The sequence below is a fragment of the Pelagimonas sp. genome (assembly GCF_058892305.1).
Genome location: NZ_JBZXVN010000057.1, coordinates 1 through 17,428 on the forward strand (window position 1 = coordinate 1; position 17,428 = coordinate 17,428).

The window sequence follows — 17,428 nt, forward strand, 5'->3', positions numbered from 1 at the left end:
TTTCTGAAGCTGGTTCATTTTGGCTTGCTAAGGCAGCTCAAATCCAGTTGGCCAGAAGGCCTGCGTTTACCAAATATTGAGGCACACACAGAGTTACCCACAAAACTATCCACAAACCTACCGGAATCGCAGCCCGCGCAAGTCCACAATTGAGTCGCCAAGTGAGATTCTCCCCTGACACCTTCTATGCCGCCCCGATACATGCGCCGATTTTTGCGGTCATATATATGTAAGCCCTGAGGTCGCGACTCTGCCGCCTTTGCAAAAGCGCGGACTTAGGCTATCCCACAGCGTCTGCTTTTACGGAGTACTCATAAGCCATGACCACGCGCGCCGGATTCGTTGCCCTGATCGGAGAGCCCAACGCGGGCAAATCCACCCTGACCAATCGTATGGTGGGGGCCAAGGTCTCGATCGTGACACATAAGGTGCAAACCACGCGCGCCCGCATTCGTGGCGTGGCCATTGAAGGTGAGAGCCAGCTGGTCTTTGTGGACACCCCCGGCCTTTTCCAACCCAAACGCCGTTTGGATCGCGCCATGGTGGCCGCGGCTTGGGGTGGCGCGGCAGATGCGGACATTGTCGTGTTGCTGATCGAAGCCCATCGCGGCGTGACCGATGGCGTCAAACGCATTCTTGAAGGGCTTGAGGACATTGGCAAAGGCCGGCGCATTGCCTTGGCAATCAACAAGATTGACCGGGTCAAAGCCGAAGTCCTTCTGGCGCTTTCTAAGGATCTTAACGAACGCTACGATTTTGCCGAGACGTTTATGATCTCTGCTGAAAAGGGTCACGGTGTCGAGGCGCTGCGCACATGGCTTGCCGGTCAACTTCCCGAAGGGCCATGGTTGTACCCCGAGGATCAGATTGCCGATCTCCCAATGCGGATGATTGCCGCCGAAATGACCCGTGAAAAGCTCACTCTGCGCCTCCACCAAGAATTGCCCTACCAGCTTACCGTTGAAACCGAGAGCTGGCAGGAGCGCAAAGACGGCTCGGCCCGTGTTGATCAGGTGGTCTATGTGGCACGCGATGGGCACAAGGGAATCATCCTTGGCAACAAAGGTGAATCGATCAAGGCGATCTCCAAAGCCGCCCGCGAAGAGCTTGAAGAGTTTCTTGGTCGTCGCATCCACCTCTTCCTTCAGGTCAAAGTCCGAGAAAAGTGGCTTGATGAGGCCGAGCGCTATTCGGAAATGGGTTTGAATTTCAAAGACGGCAACAAATGACACGACTGACTGCCCGGTTTTGGGTGGATGCCTATCTGGCGCGACTGCGCTTTCAGGACATCCCGGCGTTTGTTGTGTCCCATGGGGACGACACCGCCGGGTCGGTTCTGATCAAGCTCAACACACTTGACGGAAGCGCCTGCGCCTTTACCCGCAGCTTCGATTTGATGAGCGGCGAGCGGGTTTGGGCCGAACTGGCCTCTGGCCCCGAAGCCGACGTCGACAACAGCATCGCCAAACAGCGCGGGTTTGATCCCGATCTCTGGGTGATTGAAGTCGAAGACCGAATGGGACGCCACCTTTTGGATGAGGAGGGGCTGGCATGATGTATCTGTTGCTCAACCCGCGCCTGTCTTTTGTTGTGGGCGGGCTATTCGCGACGGTCCTAAGTTTCTACGCCGGGGCGGCTTTGGCGGCCTATGCCCTGCCCGGCTCCCCGCTTTTGCAAAACGTCATGATGCTAGGCTTTTTCCCAACGGTGACGGCGCTTTTGTCCCTCCTTGTCATGCGCGTACTTGAGGCACCGATATCCGCGGCGCGTACTCTACACGTCTTCGCTTTTACCCTCATCATCCTGATCGCCATGGTTGGCGGGGTCTATCAAGGCTACGCCACCCCGGTCGAAGGCCTACTGCTAGGTGCTTTGGCACAGGGGCTTGCCCTCACGGTGCTGGCCCGAGCCATCTGGCGCAACAGCTAGCGCCGACCTCTTGTATCCAAGCACAACAGGCGTCACGATATAGCAATGGAATGGCGCGATACTGGCATCTTGCTTGGCACCCGAAAACATGGCGAGACTTCGTTGATTTTGGATGCCTTCACCCCCAATCATGGGCGCCATGCCGGCGTGTTGCGCGGGGGTGTATCGCGAAAACATACCCCTCATCTGCAACCCGGCGGGCAGCTTGACCTAAGCTGGCGTGCCCGGCTCGAAGATCAGCTTGGCATCTATACGGTTGAGCCATTGCGCTCACGGGCGGCGGTGGCGATGGCGGATCGGCTTGCCCTCGCCGGTCTCAACGCGGTTGTTGCGCTTTTGGGGTATTGCCTCCCCGATCGCGCCCCCTACCCCGCCCTCTATAAACAGACCGAAGACTTACTAGACCTGCTCGGCCAGACCGACATCTGGCCTCTGGCGTATTTGCGCTGGGAAATGACCCTCTTGGAACAGATGGGCTTTGGGCTTGATCTCAATGCCTGCGCTGTGACCGGAGCCAATGATCATCTCGCCTATATTTCGCCGCGCACCGGTCGCGCGGTAACGGCTTCGGGTGCCGGTGAATGGGTCGACAAGCTACTCCCCTTGCCCCCCGTTATGCTGGGCGATAGCCCGCGCGACGAACTCGAAATTCTCACGGCTTTGAAAACCACAGGGCATTTCATCGAAAACCACCTCGCCGTGAGCCTATCTGACAAACCTTTGCCAACAGCACGCGCCGCGTTTGTCGACCGTGTGGAACTTATGACCCGCCCTTGACCAGAACCCGACCAAAGGGTTTTTCTGTTCCTCAACACCCCGGGCTGACAGAAGCCGACAACATTCAGAGAATGTTGGGACGCCTTGCCCCTCTACTCAATCGCTTTGCCCTGAAAAACCATCTCACGCCCGGCGTCATTGCTTAACACCAAAACATTTCCGGACACTTCCGAAATGGTCATATCCTCTAAGGCCATGAAAAAGCGTTGCTCGGCGTCCATGTCGGGGCACGCCCGGCGTGTCGATCTGATTGGGCCTAACTTGAACCAAGGGTAAGGCGCAGACTGGGACGCTGACCAACGATTACAAGGCCCCATTCCGATGACCTGCCCTGCCTCGGGGAATTCCAGCGTCGCTCTGGCACCAAAGGCGGTCCCATCGATACTTTTCAAAGTCCAAGCCATATCCGCCGCTCCAAACGCCCGCACGCCCTCGTCTCCGGTGCAACCAGCAAGCACCAAAATCAACCCAATTCCAAACCTGCGCATCTTTAACCCCTGTGCTTTTGTCATACATGTGATGCCGCGACCCATTGGACAAGCGGCCTAAGCTCTCTTTCGCTGCCCTGCAATCCACGATAGGAAGGGCGTAATGACCTGGACGATACCAAATATACTGACGGCCTTGCGCCTTGTCGCCGCCCCAGCGCTCGCGCTGATGTTCCTCTATTTTTCGCGCCCCTTTGCGGATTGGGCTGCTCTGATCCTGTTTGTTTCGGCGGCTGTAACCGATTGGTTTGACGGCCATCTGGCCCGCACATGGAAGCAGGAAACCAAACTAGGTGCCATGCTAGACCCAATTGCCGACAAGGCCATGGTGGTTATCGCATTGATGGTGATTGTTGGCTATTCGTCGATGTCGCCATGGCTTGTCCTGCCCGCCACCTTCATTTTGTTCCGCGAAGTTTTTGTTTCTGGCTTGCGGGAATATCTAGGTGACGTGGCCGGAACCCTCAAAGTGACCAAATTGGCGAAATGGAAAACAACCGCCCAAATGGTCGCCATTGCCGTCCTTTTTGCGCAAGGCGTGTTTGAACACTACCTTGGTATGTCTGCCATCGGCATGGATCAGGCGCTATTTCAGTCGATACTAGATGGGACCGAAGAAGACGTGCTTGGCCTGCGTTGGAAATACACTGGCATGATTTGGTCGGGGACTATTGGGGTTGGCCTACTCTGGATTGCGGCGGCTCTGACCCTGATCACCGGGGCCGATTACTTCCGCAAGGCGGTACCGCTGTTGAAAGAGGATGGTTGAGATGGACGTTTTGTATTTCGCCTGGGTGCGCGAACGCATTGGCGTTCCCAAAGAGAAAATCGAAACCACGGCCGCCACCGTCAACGACCTGATTGCCGAATTGCGCGGCCGAGAAGAGCGTTACGACGCCGCCTTTGCCGATCTGACCGCCCTGCGTGTTGCTTTGGATCAAGAGCTCTCGGAATTTGACGCCCCCTTGGAAGGCGTGCGCGAAGTGGCGTTTTTCCCACCGATGACCGGGGGCTAAGCCATGCGTGTTGTGGTCCAAGAAACCCCTTTTGACTATGGCAAAGAGGCCGAGGCCTTTGCCGATGGCCGCCACGACATGGGTGCGATCGTGACCTTTGCCGGGATCGTGCGCGACATTGCCGGTGGTCTTGATGTCATGGAGATCGAACATTACCCCGGCATGACCGAAAAAGCGCTAGAGAAGATCGCCGCCGAGGCGGTTGACCGCTGGTCGCTTGGCGATGCCTTGGTGATTCACCGTTATGGCCGCATGGGCGCGGGCGAAAAAATCATGATGGTCGCGACGGCGGCGCGTCATCGCAAAGACGCGTTTGAGGCTGCTGAATACCTGATGGATTATCTGAAATCCCGCGCGCCGTTCTGGAAGAAAGAACACACCGCACAAGACGCCGGTTGGGTCGCGGCCAAGGATGAAGACGAGGCCGCGCTGGATCGCTGGTAATTTGCGCGTGGCGTAGGTAAGCTCATCTTACCAATTCAAGACGAGCGCCCCATGCCTTTTGCCCCCGTTAAACCCGAAAAACTTTCCTCAGCTGTCATTGATCAGATTGAATTGCTGATTCTACGCGGCATTTTACGCCCCGGTGAACGGCTGCCTTCGGAACGGGAGCTTTCGGAACGGATGGGTGTATCGCGGCCAAGTTTGCGTGAGGCGATTGCCACATTGCAGGATCGCGGCCTTGTCGAAACCAAAGCCGGTGCCGGGATTTTCGTGACCGAGTTTTTGGGATCTGCTTTTTCCGAAGCATTGACCCAACTCTTCGCCAATCACGACGAAGCGGTGTTTGACTACCTGTCCTTTCGTCGCGACATGGAAGGGCTGGCGGCCGAGCGTGCCGCCAAACACGGGTCAGACACCGATCTGGAAGTGATCCAGAAAATCTATGACAAAATGTGCGCCGTGCATTCCAAACGCAATCCGGCGGACGAAGCGCATCTGGATGCCGACTTTCACCTCGCCATTATCGAGGCCAGCCACAACGTGATCATGCTGCATATGATGCGGTCGATGTATCAGCTGCTGCGTGAAGGGGTGTTTTACAACCGCACTATCATGTTCCGCCAACGCACCACCCGTGATCAGCTTTTGGAGCAGCACAAACGGATCAACGACGCCCTACAGGCGCGCGACCCGGCCGAAGCCCGTAAAGCCGTGCAAGACCATCTAAGCTTTGTCGAAGAATCACTGGAATCCAATCGCAAGACCGAACAGCACGAGGTCATCGCCAAGCAACGCTTGGAACGGGAACACAACCGTTGACCTAGACGCACCCAAATTCCGTGCACGGAATTTTCAAAAGTTTTGCAAAACTTTTGGGTGCCCAGCCGAGAGCTCAGTCCCTCAATAGAAAAGGGCCCACCGAAATCGGTGAGCCCTTTAGAATGTCTCAACTAGCGCCCGTTAGGGCCACTGGCTTATGCCAGAGCGATGTTCGACGCGCTCTCACGGCCGTCACGGCCGGGCTCGATGTCGAAAGTCACTTTCTGGTTGTCGGACAGGCCGGTCAGACCAGCACGTTCAACAGCAGAGATGTGTACGAACACGTCCTTGCCGCCGCCGTCCGGTGCGATGAAGCCGAAGCCTTTAGTTGTGTTGAACCATTTTACGGTGCCATTGGCCATTTGATCTTCTCCTATAAGTTATCTGCCCAAGAAACTTGGCAGCGCGGCAATGTCAGTCATGTATCGAGAACTGAGCCACAAAGAGCAAAGAAGCCGAAAGAAGTAACGTCGCACCACGGAGCTAGGGGCTGCGGGCCAAAAAGGAAAGGAGAATCTGTCAATTTTCACCAAAGACGGGCATTTGTGGTGACTTTTCGCCGACCTGCCCACCAAAAATGCACAAAGCCCGGGCGTTTCCACCCGGACTTTTCAGTTTTTACTGGTTTTCAAGAATTAGCTCTTGGAGAACTCAGGGTAGGCTTCCATGCCCAGTTCGGCCATGTCGAGACCAGTGATCTCTTCTTCTTCGCCAACCCGGATACCAACGGTCAGTTTCAGGATGTACCAGACTACAAAGCTAACCGCGAAGGTGAAGGCACCGACAACAACGATCGAGTAGAGCTGCTGACCAAGTGAAGCCGCGTCATTGGTGAACACAACCGCGATGGTGCCCCAGATACCGGCCAGAAGGTGAACAGGGATCGCACCAACAACGTCGTCGATTTTCAGCTTGTCGAGCATTGGAACCGCGAAGACCACGATCACACCACCAACGGCACCGATCAGAGTGGCTTGACCCAATGTTGGGGTCAGCGGCTCGGCTGTGATAGACACCAGACCAGCCAGCGCACCGTTCAGTACCATGGTCAGGTCGACCTTTTTGTACAGAGCTTGGGTGAGCAGAAGGGCTGCAACGGCACCACCAGCGGCGGCAGTATTGGTGTTGGAGAAGATGCGCGAGATGTCAGCAACGTTGCCGGCTGTGTCCATATACAGCTGCGAACCGCCGTTGAAACCAAACCAACCGAGCCACAGGATGAACGTACCCAGAGTTGCCAATGGCAGGTTCGACCCCATGAATGGAATGGTGCGACCTTCTTTGTATTTGCCGATACGCGGACCAAGGATCAGTGCACCAGCGAGAGCCGCCCAGCCACCAACCGAGTGTACAACAGTCGAACCAGCGAAATCCTGGAAACCACCGGCGTCAAGGAAACCACCGCCCCATTTCCAAGAGGCTTGGATTGGGTAGATGAACGCGGTCAGAACGATCACAAAGGCAAGGAAGGGCCACAGTTTGATACGTTCGGCCAAGGTGCCCGACACGATCGAAGCCGTGGTCGCACAGAACATCAGCTGGAAGAAGAAGTCCGAACCAACCGAGGCGTAAGTCAAATCAGGCTCAGCACCGGCGAGGCCAACTGGCTCAAGCGCGGCCAATGAGAAGGCACCAATGATACCATCAACGGACCAACCGTCGCCTGGGTACATCAGGTTGTAGCCAACAACATAGTAAGCAATCGCAGCAAGCGAGAACAGCGCGATGTTTTTGGTCAGCTGCATCGTAACGTTCTTGGACCGTACGAGGCCCGCTTCGAGCATGGCAAAACCAGCCGCCATCCAGAACACCAGAAAACCAGCGACCAGAAACATGAAGGTGGTAAAGATGAACCCAACTTCGGAGTTGGGGGGCGTCACGTCTGCCTCTTGGGCCATGCCTAGGCTAGGCACCGCGAGCAGAACAGCCGCCGCAGCGAGTGTTTTGAAATTTGTCATTCTTTTCGTCCCTTGACTATCAGGAGAGATCTTGGCGAAGCGCGTTAAAGCGCGTCCGCATCTGTTTCGCCGGTACGCACGCGCACGGCCTGTGCCACATCGAGAACAAAGATCTTGCCGTCGCCGATCTTGCCTGTCTGAGCAGTGGATTTGATGGTTTCGACCACTTGATCCGCCATGGAGGCCGAAACGACGATCTCCAGTTTGATCTTGGGTACAAAGTTGACGGCGTATTCTGCGCCGCGATAGATTTCGGTATGGCCGGACTGAGAGCCAAAGCCCTTGATTTCCGTTACCATCATGCCGCGCACGCCGATATCGGTCAGCGCTTCGCGCACCTCTTCGAGCTTGAATGGCTTGATCGTTGCAATGATCAGTTTCACCGTATGTCCCTTTCGTCTCACCGGGGTCGCGTCCCAGCACCCCTCGCGTATTTCGCATCTGCAGAAAAAGCCTGAGGGCGGCGCGTTTTGAAGCTTTGGGCCGCAAAAACGGGCAAAAAACCAGCATTAGCGCACATTTTTTGCGCAAAGTTGGGTTAATGCCTAATTTTTAATCTGAACAAAAAGTGCAAATGGCAATTTCGGGTGGTCAACATTCCGTTAAGAACCAGATAGAATCGCGCAAAAGCAAAACGCGAACAGGCCCCGATGGGCCCAATCAGGCGGGCAGAATTGATGAGTACCTCAGGACGTAAGCCGGGCAAGCTTGTGGCTGACAAGCGCTATAGGCGCCCCACCACGACCAAGAAAAAGAAACCAGCGGCCAAAAAACCGGCCCCTCGTCGTAAACCGGCGAAACGCAAAGCGGTTCGTAAACGCAATCCAATCGCGGCCTTCTTTATCGGGATTTTTCGCTGGATCTGGCGGCTGGTTTGGCGGACCACGGTTTTTGCCTCCCTGGTGATGGCCATGGTGATCGGCACAGCGGTCTTTTATGTGCGAAGCGGTTTGCCGGATGTGTCCGAATTGGTGGATGGGCGCGCGCGCGGGTCGGTGACACTGTTAGATCGTGACGGCGCGGTCTATGCGCGTCGCGGTGATCAATATGGGGGTGCCGTCAACGCCGAAACCGTTTCCCCGCATTTGCGCAACGCCATTGTCGCCACCGAAGACAAACGTTTCTATAGCCATTTCGGCATTAGCCCGCGCGGCGTTGCCAGTGCGGTGCGCATTAATATGAGCGAAGGACGTGGGCCGCTGTCGGGTCACGGCGGGTCAACCTTAACCCAGCAGACCGCGAAACTGCTCTGTCTTGGTGTGGTCTTTGATCCGGCCGACTGGAAAAACGAAGCCGAATATGTCGCCGATTGCCGCCGCGGGTCGCTGTCACGCAAGATCAAAGAAGCGATCTATGCGATGGCGATGGAGAGCAAATACACCAAAAACGAGATCCTCTCGATCTATATGAACCGCGCCTATATGGGTGGTGGGGCCTACGGGGCCGAAGCCGCCGCCAAGCGGTATTTCAACAAAACCGCCGCTGTATTGACCCCAGCAGAATCAGCGATGATTGCTGGTCTGCTCACTGCGCCAACCCGCATGGCCCCCACGGCCAACCTGAAACGTAGCCAAGACCGCGCCGCGACGGTTTTGCGCCTGATGAACGAACAGGGGCTGTTGAGCGATGAGGAAACCCGCCACTATCAACGCAACCCGGCGACATTGGCCGCCGAGGCGACGATGTCGGCGGGCGGCTATTTTGCCGATTGGGTGATGCGGTCCGGGCCTGAATTCTTCACGCGCGACACCACCGAAGACGTTCTGATCCGCACAACGCTTGATCCACGCCTTCAGGCCGCAACCGCCGCAGCGGTCGAACAGGTCTTTGCCGAAAAGGTCCGCAAAGGGTCTAAGGCCGAGGTCGCCGTTGTGGTGATGTCCGCCGATGGCGCGGTGCGGGCGATGATTGGTGGGCGCGATACCGATGCATCGGGCTTGTTCAACCGCGCGTCTCAGGCCGTGCGTCAAACCGGGTCAGCCTTCAAACCCTTTATCTACGCCACAGCGCTTGAGCTGGGGTATGGCCCGCTCGACACCGTGCTGGACGAACCCTTTTGCATGAACATCCCCGGTTCCGGCGAATGGTGTCCCAAGAACTACACCAAAAAATTCAAAGGTCGGGTGACCTTAACCGATGCGCTCAAGCATTCCTTGAACATCCCAGCGGTCAAAATCTCCGAATCCGTCGGACGCGAATTGGTGATGCGGGTTGCGCGCGATTTTGGCATTCACCGCGATCTTCAAAACACCCCAGCCATGGCCCTCGGCACCTCCGAGGCGACCCTGCTTGAGATGACCGGGGCCTATGCCGGTATTTTGAATGGCGGCTCTTCGGTGACACCATATGGGCTAACCGAACTGCGCCTACGCGGGGATGACACGCCTTTGATGGGTGCGGGCGGCGGTATTGGCGAACGGGTGATCCAACCCCGCGCTGCTGGTGAATTGATCTGGATGATGGAAAAGGTCGTGTCAGAAGGCACCGGCGCGCGCGCCCGTTTGGGCAACCGTCCCGCCGCAGGCAAAACCGGCACCAGCCAAGAGGCCCGTGATGCTTGGTTTGTTGGGTTTACTGCCGACTATGTCGCCGGGGTCTGGATGGGTTATGATGACAACACCCCGCTTTCGGGGGTGACCGGTGGCGGTCTGCCTGCTGAAATCTGGCGCGAAGTCATGGTTCGGGTCCACGATGGCCTTCCGATCACACCATTGCCCGCACAGGCCCCAGTCGCCCCTGCCCCAGAGCCAGAGCCGCAACCCGCGCCTCAGGTCGACAATCGCCGCGACGACAGCCGACCCAACAAAAAGGTCCGCGATTCCATCCTCAATCAGGTGCTGCGCGATATTCTTGGCGGCAACTGATCTCGGCTGAAACTTCGGGTCACGACATGGGGCCGCGACACATCGCTATACCAATGAACGCCAAGCCCGCCCTGTTCGGGCTTGCCTTTGCACCGCTGAGATGGCTCATAGAACCTAGACCTCGGGAAGGTCGACAGTTGTATCAGGTCAGGCCGAGCTGGGACACCACCCAAACCGAAAAGGGCCTAATATGTTCTTGCGACTATTGAAACGCATCGCTTTGGTTTTTGTCGGGCCTCTGATCTTCCTCTTTGTGGCCTTTGTCCCGGCGATCTGTGGCAAACGACGCGGGTTTCGCGGCTGGTTCTGGCGCACAGTCTCGCGCAGCTGTTCTTGGTTATTGTGGTTCCTTGATGTCAAAGTTGAGATCAGCGAGGCCGCCATTCGCACATTGGCCGAGGATGAAAACAGCGTCATCGCCGTCAATCATCGCAGCCACTTGGACGGATTTTGCATGTTACATGTCATCCCGGATGAAAAATGGGTGACCTTTGGGGCCAAAAAGGAATTGTGCCGCGCCGCCTTGTTGAAACGCGGGTTTCAGGGCGCAGGCCTTCTTGAGATTGACCGCGAAAACGGCCGTCATGCGCTAGAATCCTTGACCGAGGCGGTGGCCGACATGCCGCGCCGCCGCTCCCCTATCTTGTTCGTCGAAGGGACCCGCGCCCGTACACCCGGCCTACCCGCATTCAAACCCGGTGCTGTGTTGATTGCTCAGGCCACAGATCGCGCCGTTCGCCCGTTTGTCATCATTGGGTCTGACAAGCTGCTGCCGCGCGGGGCGTTCTTGCCCAAGGCCGGTACGATCACCATCGACATTCTCGATCAGATCGAACCAGACCCAAACCTAGGCACGGACGAAAACGTCTCTGTCCTGCGCCACGCTATGGCCGCCAGTTATGACGCCGCCACCGGCGAAAAAACCATATTCTAGCCTGCGGCGATCTTCTTCTTTCCCCAAATATCCCGGGGTGAATTGGCCAAAGGCCAAGAGGGGCAACGCCCCTCCCGCCTGCTCCGGTTAACCGGCCTTTTTCAAGTCACCAATCATCGCATCAATGTCGCCACGGCGCTTGTCCAACATCGCGCCGACTTCGGCCCGCTCTGTCAACAAAAGGTTCACACCTTCGATGAACATGTTGAAAAACAGGTTCTTGCCCGAACGATCCGAAACATGGAACGACACATCAAACGGCGATTCCCCCCGCAGATAGGCAATCGTTGTCACTTCATAGTAATTCTTGACCTTGCGCACCTTGGACACTTCCAAACGCCCACCGACAAACTCCCGGAATCGGCGCCCGTATTTGCGCGACATGTACCCGGTAAAGGCCTTGGTAAACGCCTTTTTTTGCGATTTGCTCGCACGGCGGCCATCGGCCCCCATCGCGTAGGCCGCGACATATGGCAGGTCCGCGTATTTCTTAAAGATCTTCTCGAAATCTTTAATCATCGTTTTTTCAGACTTGCCGGAATCGATGACGCGGTTGATCTCTCCAACCAACCCATCAACCAAACCACGCGCTTGGCCTTCGTTCAACGCAAAAGCTTGGGCGGGCAGAGACGTGACGGCCACAGTGCCCAACACAAAGGACCGGCGGGTCATAGAGTGCATCATAGTCAAAATCCTTCTGTATCCAGCGCCAGCGGGTCAATGTCATCCTCAGGAGGCGCTTCACCCAACTCGTAGCGACGATTCTGCAGATATATGAGTTTTACCTGAGAATAGGAGTCAGCGCTGTCGTGGATCACAGAATCGTATGTATCCGAATAGCGACCGCGATCACCAACCTCCTCGGCGATCTTTGCCGCAGTTCCCAAGTATTTCTCCGGCGCTGGCACAATGTAATCTAGCGGGTTGGTGAACAAATCGACCACCATTCCAGCCGTATCACGGTCCGTTGAGGGGCCTAAGAACGGCAAAACGATATAGGCCCCTTCGGGCACGCCCCATACAGAAAGCGTTTCACCAAAATCCGTTTCATCTTTTTCCAAACCGAAATCCGAAGCGACATCGGCCAGTCCGGCAATACCCAGCGTTGCGTTGATTCCAAACCGAAGCGTGTTTTTGGTTGCGCGTACAATCCGCCCTTGCAAAACTTGGTTCACAACGGTTTGCGGCAACGACACAGTATCAGCAAAGTTCGCAATATTGTCTTGAACCGGTTCGGGGACAATTTTCGTATAGCCGTTCCCGGCCCCTCGCACAGCTGAGCTGTCGAACTTCGCATTAAACGCATGCATTTTGCGATTCTGCTCTTCATAGGGATCAAAAGCCTCTCCCGTAGGCACAGTGTTGCTGCAAGCAGCTGCCAACACCATGGCAAGAGTGGCCAAAGACGCACGCATCAGACCCATCCGCGTCAAATCCCTTCAAAAATCTTGGGGAAGCCGACAAGCTTCCATAAAAGGCTACTTAGTAAGTTTTGTCATAAGACCCAATGCAGTCACCCTGTTTCAACTGTCATGTGGCACATTGGCGACATGCCGCCTAAAATGATTTAAAGGCCCGACAGGCTAAACCCGAATAAACGAAGTAGATTCTACCATATGAGCGCATCTCAAACAAAGCCAGGCCGCGATGAATTACTGGCCGCGCGGCGGCAAAGTCGACCGTATTACTGGTTCGTCGCGATTTTCAGCATCTGCGTCAACGTCCTCATGTTAACTGGGCCTATGTATATGATGCAGGTCTATGACCGCGTCCTTGGCTCTCGATCCGAAGCCACTCTGATCGCGCTGTCCGTATTGGTGATCTTTTTATACAGCATGATGGGCATCCTGGATTTTGTCCGAGGGCGGGTGATGGGGCGCGTTGCGGCGCGCTTTCAATCAGCCTTGGACTTACGGGTGTTCGATGCGGTTGTGCGACGCGCCGCGATCAAACCCGATTCTCTCTCGCAAACCGGTCTCAAGGATTTGGAATCCATCCAACGGCTGATGGCCTCACCCGTGACTTTGGCGCTGTTCGATATTCCGATGACGCCGTTTTTCATCCTCGGCATTATGGTTTTCCACCCTTGGCTCGGCTATTTGGCGCTTGCCGGTGGTGGCTTTCTGATCATCGTTACGGTCGTGAACCAAATGGTCACGCGCACTCCAACCCTGAAGTCCAACATGGCGGTGATGGTTGCGGAAAAATCGGCCGAACAAATTCAATCCGAAGCCGAAATGGTGCAGGCTTTGGGGATGCGCGGCAACGCCTTTACCCGCTGGATGATGGCACGCGGTCAGGCTCTCTCGGGTCAGATCGGCAGCTCAGACCTGACTGGCTTGTTCTCGACCCTAACCAAATCCTTCCGCCTATTGTTGCAATCCGCGATGCTTGGCCTTGGTGCCTATCTGGTGCTTTTGGGTGAGCTTACTCCCGGTGCCATGATCGCCGGCTCTATCCTGATGGGACGGGCTTTGGCCCCGATCGAACTGGCGATTGGCCAATGGGCCGCCGTGGAACGGGCGCGAAAAGGGTGGGAAAACCTAACCCAGTTGCTCAGTGAAATCCCGCCTGAACCGGAACGCACTCAATTGCCGCGCCCTCGCGCGAAACTCGAGGTTCAACAGATCACCGTAGTCCCCCCAGGCGAACAGCAGGCGTCGCTACGATTGGTATCCTTCAACCTTGAACCCGGTCAGGCCGTCGGCGTCATCGGCCCGTCTGGATCGGGTAAATCAACGCTGGCGCGTGCCCTAACCGGAATTTGGCGCCCCGCTGGCGGTAAAATCCGCCTCGATGGAGCGTCAATTGATCAATATGGGGCCGATGTTCTTGGTCAACATATTGGCTATCTACCACAACGTGTGACCCTATTTGATGGCACCATTGCCGAAAACATTGCGCGCTTGTCACAACAACCGGACGCCGAAAAAGTTGTCGCTGCGGCCAAGAAAGCCGACGCACACGAGATGATCCTGAAACTGCCCGATGGCTATGACACCCGCGTCACCGCGGCCGGGGGCCGCTTGTCCGGTGGGCAGATGCAGCGCATCGGCCTTGCCCGTGCAATGTATGGGGACCCGGTGCTTTTGGTCTTGGATGAACCAAATTCGAACCTCGACAACGAGGGCTCTGAAGCCGTGAACAAGGCCATCAAAGCGTTCAAGGAAAACGGGAAATCGGTGCTCATCATGGCACACCGCCCCGCCGCCATTAAGGAATGTGACTTGTTGTTGATGATTGAAAACGGCACGCGCGCCGCCTTTGGCCCCAAAGACGAAGTGCTGCGACAGATGGTGAAAAACCATGAACAGATTCAGACAAGCCCCAATCCGGGAGGTGTGAGATGAGCAAGCACGCAAGCTATTCGATGCGCTTCCCTATGGTTTTGGGCCTGATTGCACTGGCTATTTTGCTGGGCGGGTTCGGGACCTGGGCCGCCACGACAAATATTTCCGGGGCCATTATCGCCAGTGGGTCTATCGAGGTCGATCAAAACCGTCAGATTGTTCAGCATATCGACGGCGGCATTGTTCAGGACATCCTTGTTGACGAAGGGGATACGGTTAAAACCGGCGATGTCTTGTTGCGACTTGATCCGACCTTGATCAACTCGGAATTGGCCATTGCCGATGGGCAGTTTTTTGAACTTGGCGCGCGCCGCGCCCGATTGGTGGCCGAACGCGATAAAAACGATGAGATCGTTTTTGACACCGAAATCCTCACCGAAGCGGAAACAAACCCGGAAGTTCAAGACTTGGTGACGGGTCAACGCAACCTGTTTGCGGCCCGGCAAGATACTGCTGAGCGTGAGGTTGAACAGCTGGGAAAACGCAAAGATCAAATTTCCGATCAAGTCGTCGGGATAAATGCCCAGAAAGCCGCCCTTGCGACCCAGCTAAACCTAATTGAACAAGAACTGGCCGATCAACAGGAGTTGTTGGATAAGGGCTTGGCACAAGCGAGCCGTGTTCTATCACTGCAACGTGAACAGGCCCGAATTGCCGGTCAGGTTGGAGAGTTGACAGCGCAAAAGGCACAGGCCGAAGGGCGGATCACGGAAATCGACATCCAAATTCTAAGCCTTGAAAACCAGCGGCGCGAAGAGGCGATTACAACGCTTCGCGACCTCCAGTTTCGCGAACGTGAACTTGCCGAACAACGCCGCGCCCTGCGTGAACGTCTAAGCCGGCTGGACATCACTGCCCCGGTTTCGGGGGTCGTTTATGGCCTGACGGTATTCACGCCCCGATCCGTCATTCGCCCGGCTGATCCTGTCTTGTATCTTGTTCCCCAAGATCGCCCGCTTGTGATCGCTGCGCAGGTGGAACCAATCCACATTGATCAGCTCTTTGTCGACCAAGAAGTGTCATTGCGCTTTTCGTCCCTTGATCAGCGAGAGACACCAGAACTCTTTGGTAGCGTTGTGCAAATTTCGGCCGACGCCTTCGAAGATCAAACGTCGCGCATACGCTATTATCGGGCTGAAATCGTGCTCAATGAGGGCGAAATAGATCGTCTACCCTCAGGGTCGACGCTTATCCCGGGTATGCCGGTCGAAGCGTTTATCCGAACCGCAGACCGCACTCCGCTGGCTTACCTTGTGAAACCTTTCACCGATTATTTCGCCAAAGCATTCCGGGAAAGCTGATGCGGGACTCCTTGCGGAAAAAGGCCATCGCCATTTGCGATGCAAAAATCGCGAAAAAGGGGGACGGGGTTGGCCTGTCCTTCTACGCGTTCTTTGCAAACAAGAATGACGATCCGGACATGTTGATGGAGGCCGCTGAATGGTGGATCAAGCGTCACAAACTGGATCACTTTGAAAAAGCGATCAAAGTACGGGACCTGATTGCAGCGGACAAGTAATCGGCAATTTCGATTTGCTTTAGTCGGCGACTGGCCCCTTTTCATTTCTCAAATGCACAACTAGCGTCCCGTCCAAACGGGAAGGAAACGCACTATGACAAATGCAATCGAATCGCGCCTTGCAGAGCTTGGACTGAGCCTGCCTGATGCGCCTGCTCCGGCGGCAAACTACGTGCCCTACGTTCAGACGGGAAATCAGCTGTTTGTCTCGGGTCAAATCAGCATGGGGCCGGACGGATTTATCACGGGCAAAGTCGGGGCTGACCTCACAGTTGAGCAAGGGGCCGACGCCGCCAAAGCCTGTGCGTTAAGCCTTTTGGCGCAGGTTCGAGCTGCTTGTGACGGCGATCTGACACGGCTTAAACGGGTGATCAAGTTGACCGGCTTTGTGAATTCTCCCGCTGATTTCACCGACCAACCTAAGGTGATCAATGGGGCTTCTGACCTGATGGTCGAGGTTTTGGGAGATGCCGGGCGTCATTCGCGATCAGCCGTGTCGGCTGCGGCCCTCCCTTTCAACGTAGCGGTTGAGATCGAAGGCATTTTCGAAATCGCATGATGCTGCCCGATAGCCTTCTAAGCCGCCCCATCGCCCACCGTGGACTGCACGATCTTGATCACGGTCGGCCTGAAAACTCGCGTGCCGCCATTCGTGCGGCGATGGTGTCTGGATATCCAATCGAGATTGACCTGCAGTTATCGCGCGACAAACAGGCCATCGTTTTTCATGACTACGATATGCGGCGGCTTGTGGGGCAACCCGGCCCCGTGCAACTGCGTAGTTCCGAGGAGTTGGCGCAGATCACGCTTTTGGGTGGTGATGAGACCGTGCCAACCCTGCCCGAGGTACTTAATCTCGTTGCCGGGCAAGTTCCGCTTTTGATCGAACTCAAGGATCAAGAGGGTGGGCTTGGCAGCGGTGACGGAGCGCTTGAAAGGGCAACCGCAAAAGCGCTTGAGGGATATTCCGGTGACGTCGCGCTGATGTCGTTTAACCCGCATATGGTCGCCGAATTGGCGCAAGTGGCCCCGGATCGCCCGCGTGGATTGACCACTTGCAGCTTCAATCGGGATGATTGGCAGACCGTTAAACAAGAGCGCTTGGAGGAACTGCGCAGCCTACCAGATGTCGACCGTGTCGGAGCCTGTTTCATCAGCCATAACGTCGATGATCTCGGATCACGCCACGTCACAAAACGTCATGAGGCGGGGTTTCCAATCCTGTGCTGGACCGTTCGTTCTGCACAACAAGAGGCAGAGGCGCGAAAAGTGGCAGATAATGTGACCTTTGAGGGCTACACCGCTTGAACAGCGGTATAAACATGCCAAA

The 17,428-nt window shown here is 56.0% G+C and carries 21 protein-coding genes; 15 read left to right on the forward strand and 6 right to left on the reverse strand.

What is annotated here, in order from left to right:
• Positions 1-320: 320 nt before the first annotated feature.
• The 4 genes from era to recO are packed head-to-tail and all read left to right on the forward strand — an operon-like array spanning position 321 to position 2,706.
• Positions 321-1,229: a GTPase Era gene (gene era, locus AC5EFR_RS20640; RefSeq protein WP_493577619.1), complete on the forward strand. Its 909-nt coding sequence runs from the start codon at positions 321-323 to the stop codon at positions 1,227-1,229.
• The gene (locus tag AC5EFR_RS20645) at positions 1,226-1,555 is read left to right on the forward strand and encodes a DUF1491 family protein (RefSeq protein WP_493577620.1); all 330 of its coding nucleotides are present in this window, start codon (positions 1,226-1,228) and stop codon (positions 1,553-1,555) included. Before era ends, AC5EFR_RS20645 begins: the two co-directional genes overlap by 4 nt.
• Positions 1,552-1,929, forward strand: coding sequence for a hypothetical protein (locus AC5EFR_RS20650; protein WP_493577621.1), 378 nt, complete (start codon positions 1,552-1,554; stop codon positions 1,927-1,929). The genes AC5EFR_RS20645 and AC5EFR_RS20650 overlap by 4 nt, the downstream gene beginning before the upstream one ends.
• 45 nt (positions 1,930-1,974) lie before the next feature.
• Entirely contained in the window at positions 1,975-2,706 is a 732-nt protein-coding gene (gene recO / locus AC5EFR_RS20655; RefSeq protein ID WP_493577622.1) for a DNA repair protein RecO, read from the forward strand.
• Positions 2,707-2,798: 92 nt separating this feature from the next.
• Here recO and AC5EFR_RS20660 read toward each other — a convergent pair whose 3' ends face one another.
• Positions 2,799-3,218: an META domain-containing protein gene (locus tag AC5EFR_RS20660; protein ID WP_493577623.1), complete on the reverse strand. Its 420-nt coding sequence runs from the start codon at positions 3,216-3,218 to the stop codon at positions 2,799-2,801.
• 79 nt (positions 3,219-3,297) lie between these two features.
• Between AC5EFR_RS20660 and pgsA the strand changes: the two genes are divergently transcribed.
• From pgsA to AC5EFR_RS20680, 4 genes are read left to right on the forward strand one after another with little or no spacing between them, the layout of a single operon-like run.
• Positions 3,298-3,963 carry a CDP-diacylglycerol--glycerol-3-phosphate 3-phosphatidyltransferase gene (gene pgsA, locus AC5EFR_RS20665; protein ID WP_493577624.1) on the forward strand — a complete coding sequence of 222 codons (666 nt, stop codon included), beginning with the start codon at positions 3,298-3,300 and terminating at the stop codon, positions 3,961-3,963.
• A 1-nt stretch (position 3,964) separates the two neighbouring features.
• Positions 3,965-4,210, forward strand: a complete 246-nt coding sequence (moaD, locus tag AC5EFR_RS20670) for a molybdopterin converting factor subunit 1 (RefSeq protein WP_493577625.1) — start codon at positions 3,965-3,967, stop codon at positions 4,208-4,210.
• A 3-nt stretch (positions 4,211-4,213) separates the two neighbouring features.
• Positions 4,214-4,654 (forward strand): molybdenum cofactor biosynthesis protein MoaE, encoded by a 441-nt coding sequence (locus AC5EFR_RS20675; protein ID WP_493577626.1) that lies wholly within the window; start codon positions 4,214-4,216, stop codon positions 4,652-4,654.
• 51 nt (positions 4,655-4,705) lie between these two features.
• Complete coding sequence (locus AC5EFR_RS20680; RefSeq protein ID WP_493577627.1) at positions 4,706-5,473, forward strand: FadR/GntR family transcriptional regulator; 768 nt, start codon at positions 4,706-4,708, stop codon at positions 5,471-5,473.
• A 155-nt stretch (positions 5,474-5,628) separates the two neighbouring features.
• Here AC5EFR_RS20680 and AC5EFR_RS20685 read toward each other — a convergent pair whose 3' ends face one another.
• The 3 genes from AC5EFR_RS20685 to AC5EFR_RS20695 all read right to left on the reverse strand — a co-directional run bounded on the left by AC5EFR_RS20685 (position 5,629) and on the right by AC5EFR_RS20695 (position 7,814).
• Entirely contained in the window at positions 5,629-5,835 is a 207-nt protein-coding gene (locus AC5EFR_RS20685) for a cold-shock protein (protein ID WP_097805225.1), read from the reverse strand.
• Positions 5,836-6,108: 273 nt separating this feature from the next.
• Complete coding sequence (locus AC5EFR_RS20690; protein WP_493577628.1) at positions 6,109-7,431, reverse strand: ammonium transporter; 1,323 nt, start codon at positions 7,429-7,431, stop codon at positions 6,109-6,111.
• Between the two features lie 44 nt (positions 7,432-7,475).
• A complete protein-coding gene (locus tag AC5EFR_RS20695; RefSeq protein ID WP_299923205.1) occupies positions 7,476-7,814 on the reverse strand; it encodes a P-II family nitrogen regulator in 339 nt (112 codons plus the stop codon).
• Between the two features lie 294 nt (positions 7,815-8,108).
• Between AC5EFR_RS20695 and AC5EFR_RS20700 the strand changes: the two genes are divergently transcribed.
• Both AC5EFR_RS20700 and AC5EFR_RS20705 read left to right on the forward strand, forming a co-directional pair.
• Complete coding sequence (locus tag AC5EFR_RS20700) at positions 8,109-10,295, forward strand: transglycosylase domain-containing protein (protein ID WP_493577629.1); 2,187 nt, start codon at positions 8,109-8,111, stop codon at positions 10,293-10,295.
• Positions 10,296-10,485: 190 nt separating this feature from the next.
• Positions 10,486-11,229 carry a lysophospholipid acyltransferase family protein gene (locus AC5EFR_RS20705; protein ID WP_493577630.1) on the forward strand — a complete coding sequence of 248 codons (744 nt, stop codon included), beginning with the start codon at positions 10,486-10,488 and terminating at the stop codon, positions 11,227-11,229.
• 87 nt (positions 11,230-11,316) lie between these two features.
• Here the strand turns inward: AC5EFR_RS20705 and AC5EFR_RS20710 are convergent, their stop codons facing one another.
• Both AC5EFR_RS20710 and AC5EFR_RS20715 read right to left on the reverse strand, forming a co-directional pair.
• Complete coding sequence (locus AC5EFR_RS20710) at positions 11,317-11,913, reverse strand: MlaC/ttg2D family ABC transporter substrate-binding protein (protein WP_493577631.1); 597 nt, start codon at positions 11,911-11,913, stop codon at positions 11,317-11,319.
• Between the two features lie 2 nt (positions 11,914-11,915).
• Complete coding sequence (locus AC5EFR_RS20715; RefSeq protein ID WP_493577632.1) at positions 11,916-12,644, reverse strand: MlaA family lipoprotein; 729 nt, start codon at positions 12,642-12,644, stop codon at positions 11,916-11,918.
• Between the two features lie 201 nt (positions 12,645-12,845).
• Here AC5EFR_RS20715 and AC5EFR_RS20720 point away from each other — a divergent pair, with 201 nt between their 5' ends.
• The 5 genes from AC5EFR_RS20720 (at position 12,846) to AC5EFR_RS20740 (ending at position 17,406) form a co-directional block, all read left to right on the forward strand.
• Positions 12,846-14,579, forward strand: coding sequence for a type I secretion system permease/ATPase (locus AC5EFR_RS20720; RefSeq protein ID WP_493577633.1), 1,734 nt, complete (start codon positions 12,846-12,848; stop codon positions 14,577-14,579).
• Positions 14,576-15,880, forward strand: coding sequence for an HlyD family type I secretion periplasmic adaptor subunit (locus AC5EFR_RS20725; protein ID WP_493577634.1), 1,305 nt, complete (start codon positions 14,576-14,578; stop codon positions 15,878-15,880). Before AC5EFR_RS20720 ends, AC5EFR_RS20725 begins: the two co-directional genes overlap by 4 nt.
• Positions 15,880-16,098: a DUF6500 family protein gene (locus tag AC5EFR_RS20730; protein ID WP_493577635.1), complete on the forward strand. Its 219-nt coding sequence runs from the start codon at positions 15,880-15,882 to the stop codon at positions 16,096-16,098. Before AC5EFR_RS20725 ends, AC5EFR_RS20730 begins: the two co-directional genes overlap by 1 nt.
• A 94-nt stretch (positions 16,099-16,192) precedes the next feature.
• Positions 16,193-16,657: a RidA family protein gene (locus AC5EFR_RS20735; RefSeq protein ID WP_493577636.1), complete on the forward strand. Its 465-nt coding sequence runs from the start codon at positions 16,193-16,195 to the stop codon at positions 16,655-16,657.
• A complete protein-coding gene (locus AC5EFR_RS20740) occupies positions 16,654-17,406 on the forward strand; it encodes a glycerophosphodiester phosphodiesterase family protein (protein WP_493577637.1) in 753 nt (250 codons plus the stop codon). The genes AC5EFR_RS20735 and AC5EFR_RS20740 overlap by 4 nt, the downstream gene beginning before the upstream one ends.
• The last annotated feature ends 22 nt before the right edge of the window (positions 17,407-17,428 follow it).

What these genes read in the sequence shown, in the direction of transcription:
- AC5EFR_RS20715 (WP_493577632.1), bottom strand. Translation starts at nt 12,644, where the DNA reads ATGCGTGCGTCTTTGGCCACTCTTGCCATGGTGTTGGCAGCTGCTTGC.
- AC5EFR_RS20730 (WP_493577635.1), top strand. Translation starts at nt 15,880, where the DNA reads ATGCGGGACTCCTTGCGGAAAAAGGCCATCGCCATTTGCGATGCAAAA.
- pgsA (WP_493577624.1), top strand. Translation starts at nt 3,298, where the DNA reads ATGACCTGGACGATACCAAATATACTGACGGCCTTGCGCCTTGTCGCC.
- AC5EFR_RS20650 (WP_493577621.1), top strand. Translation starts at nt 1,552, where the DNA reads ATGATGTATCTGTTGCTCAACCCGCGCCTGTCTTTTGTTGTGGGCGGG.
- recO (WP_493577622.1), top strand. Translation starts at nt 1,975, where the DNA reads ATGGAATGGCGCGATACTGGCATCTTGCTTGGCACCCGAAAACATGGC.
- AC5EFR_RS20720 (WP_493577633.1), top strand. Translation starts at nt 12,846, where the DNA reads ATGAGCGCATCTCAAACAAAGCCAGGCCGCGATGAATTACTGGCCGCG.
- era (WP_493577619.1), top strand. Translation starts at nt 321, where the DNA reads ATGACCACGCGCGCCGGATTCGTTGCCCTGATCGGAGAGCCCAACGCG.
- AC5EFR_RS20700 (WP_493577629.1), top strand. Translation starts at nt 8,109, where the DNA reads ATGAGTACCTCAGGACGTAAGCCGGGCAAGCTTGTGGCTGACAAGCGC.
- AC5EFR_RS20690 (WP_493577628.1), bottom strand. Translation starts at nt 7,431, where the DNA reads ATGACAAATTTCAAAACACTCGCTGCGGCGGCTGTTCTGCTCGCGGTG.
- AC5EFR_RS20705 (WP_493577630.1), top strand. Translation starts at nt 10,486, where the DNA reads ATGTTCTTGCGACTATTGAAACGCATCGCTTTGGTTTTTGTCGGGCCT.
- AC5EFR_RS20740 (WP_493577637.1), top strand. Translation starts at nt 16,654, where the DNA reads ATGATGCTGCCCGATAGCCTTCTAAGCCGCCCCATCGCCCACCGTGGA.
- AC5EFR_RS20660 (WP_493577623.1), bottom strand. Translation starts at nt 3,218, where the DNA reads ATGACAAAAGCACAGGGGTTAAAGATGCGCAGGTTTGGAATTGGGTTG.
- AC5EFR_RS20710 (WP_493577631.1), bottom strand. Translation starts at nt 11,913, where the DNA reads ATGATGCACTCTATGACCCGCCGGTCCTTTGTGTTGGGCACTGTGGCC.
- AC5EFR_RS20685 (WP_097805225.1), bottom strand. Translation starts at nt 5,835, where the DNA reads ATGGCCAATGGCACCGTAAAATGGTTCAACACAACTAAAGGCTTCGGC.
- AC5EFR_RS20680 (WP_493577627.1), top strand. Translation starts at nt 4,706, where the DNA reads ATGCCTTTTGCCCCCGTTAAACCCGAAAAACTTTCCTCAGCTGTCATT.
- AC5EFR_RS20735 (WP_493577636.1), top strand. Translation starts at nt 16,193, where the DNA reads ATGACAAATGCAATCGAATCGCGCCTTGCAGAGCTTGGACTGAGCCTG.
- AC5EFR_RS20725 (WP_493577634.1), top strand. Translation starts at nt 14,576, where the DNA reads ATGAGCAAGCACGCAAGCTATTCGATGCGCTTCCCTATGGTTTTGGGC.
- AC5EFR_RS20675 (WP_493577626.1), top strand. Translation starts at nt 4,214, where the DNA reads ATGCGTGTTGTGGTCCAAGAAACCCCTTTTGACTATGGCAAAGAGGCC.
- AC5EFR_RS20645 (WP_493577620.1), top strand. Translation starts at nt 1,226, where the DNA reads ATGACACGACTGACTGCCCGGTTTTGGGTGGATGCCTATCTGGCGCGA.
- moaD (WP_493577625.1), top strand. Translation starts at nt 3,965, where the DNA reads ATGGACGTTTTGTATTTCGCCTGGGTGCGCGAACGCATTGGCGTTCCC.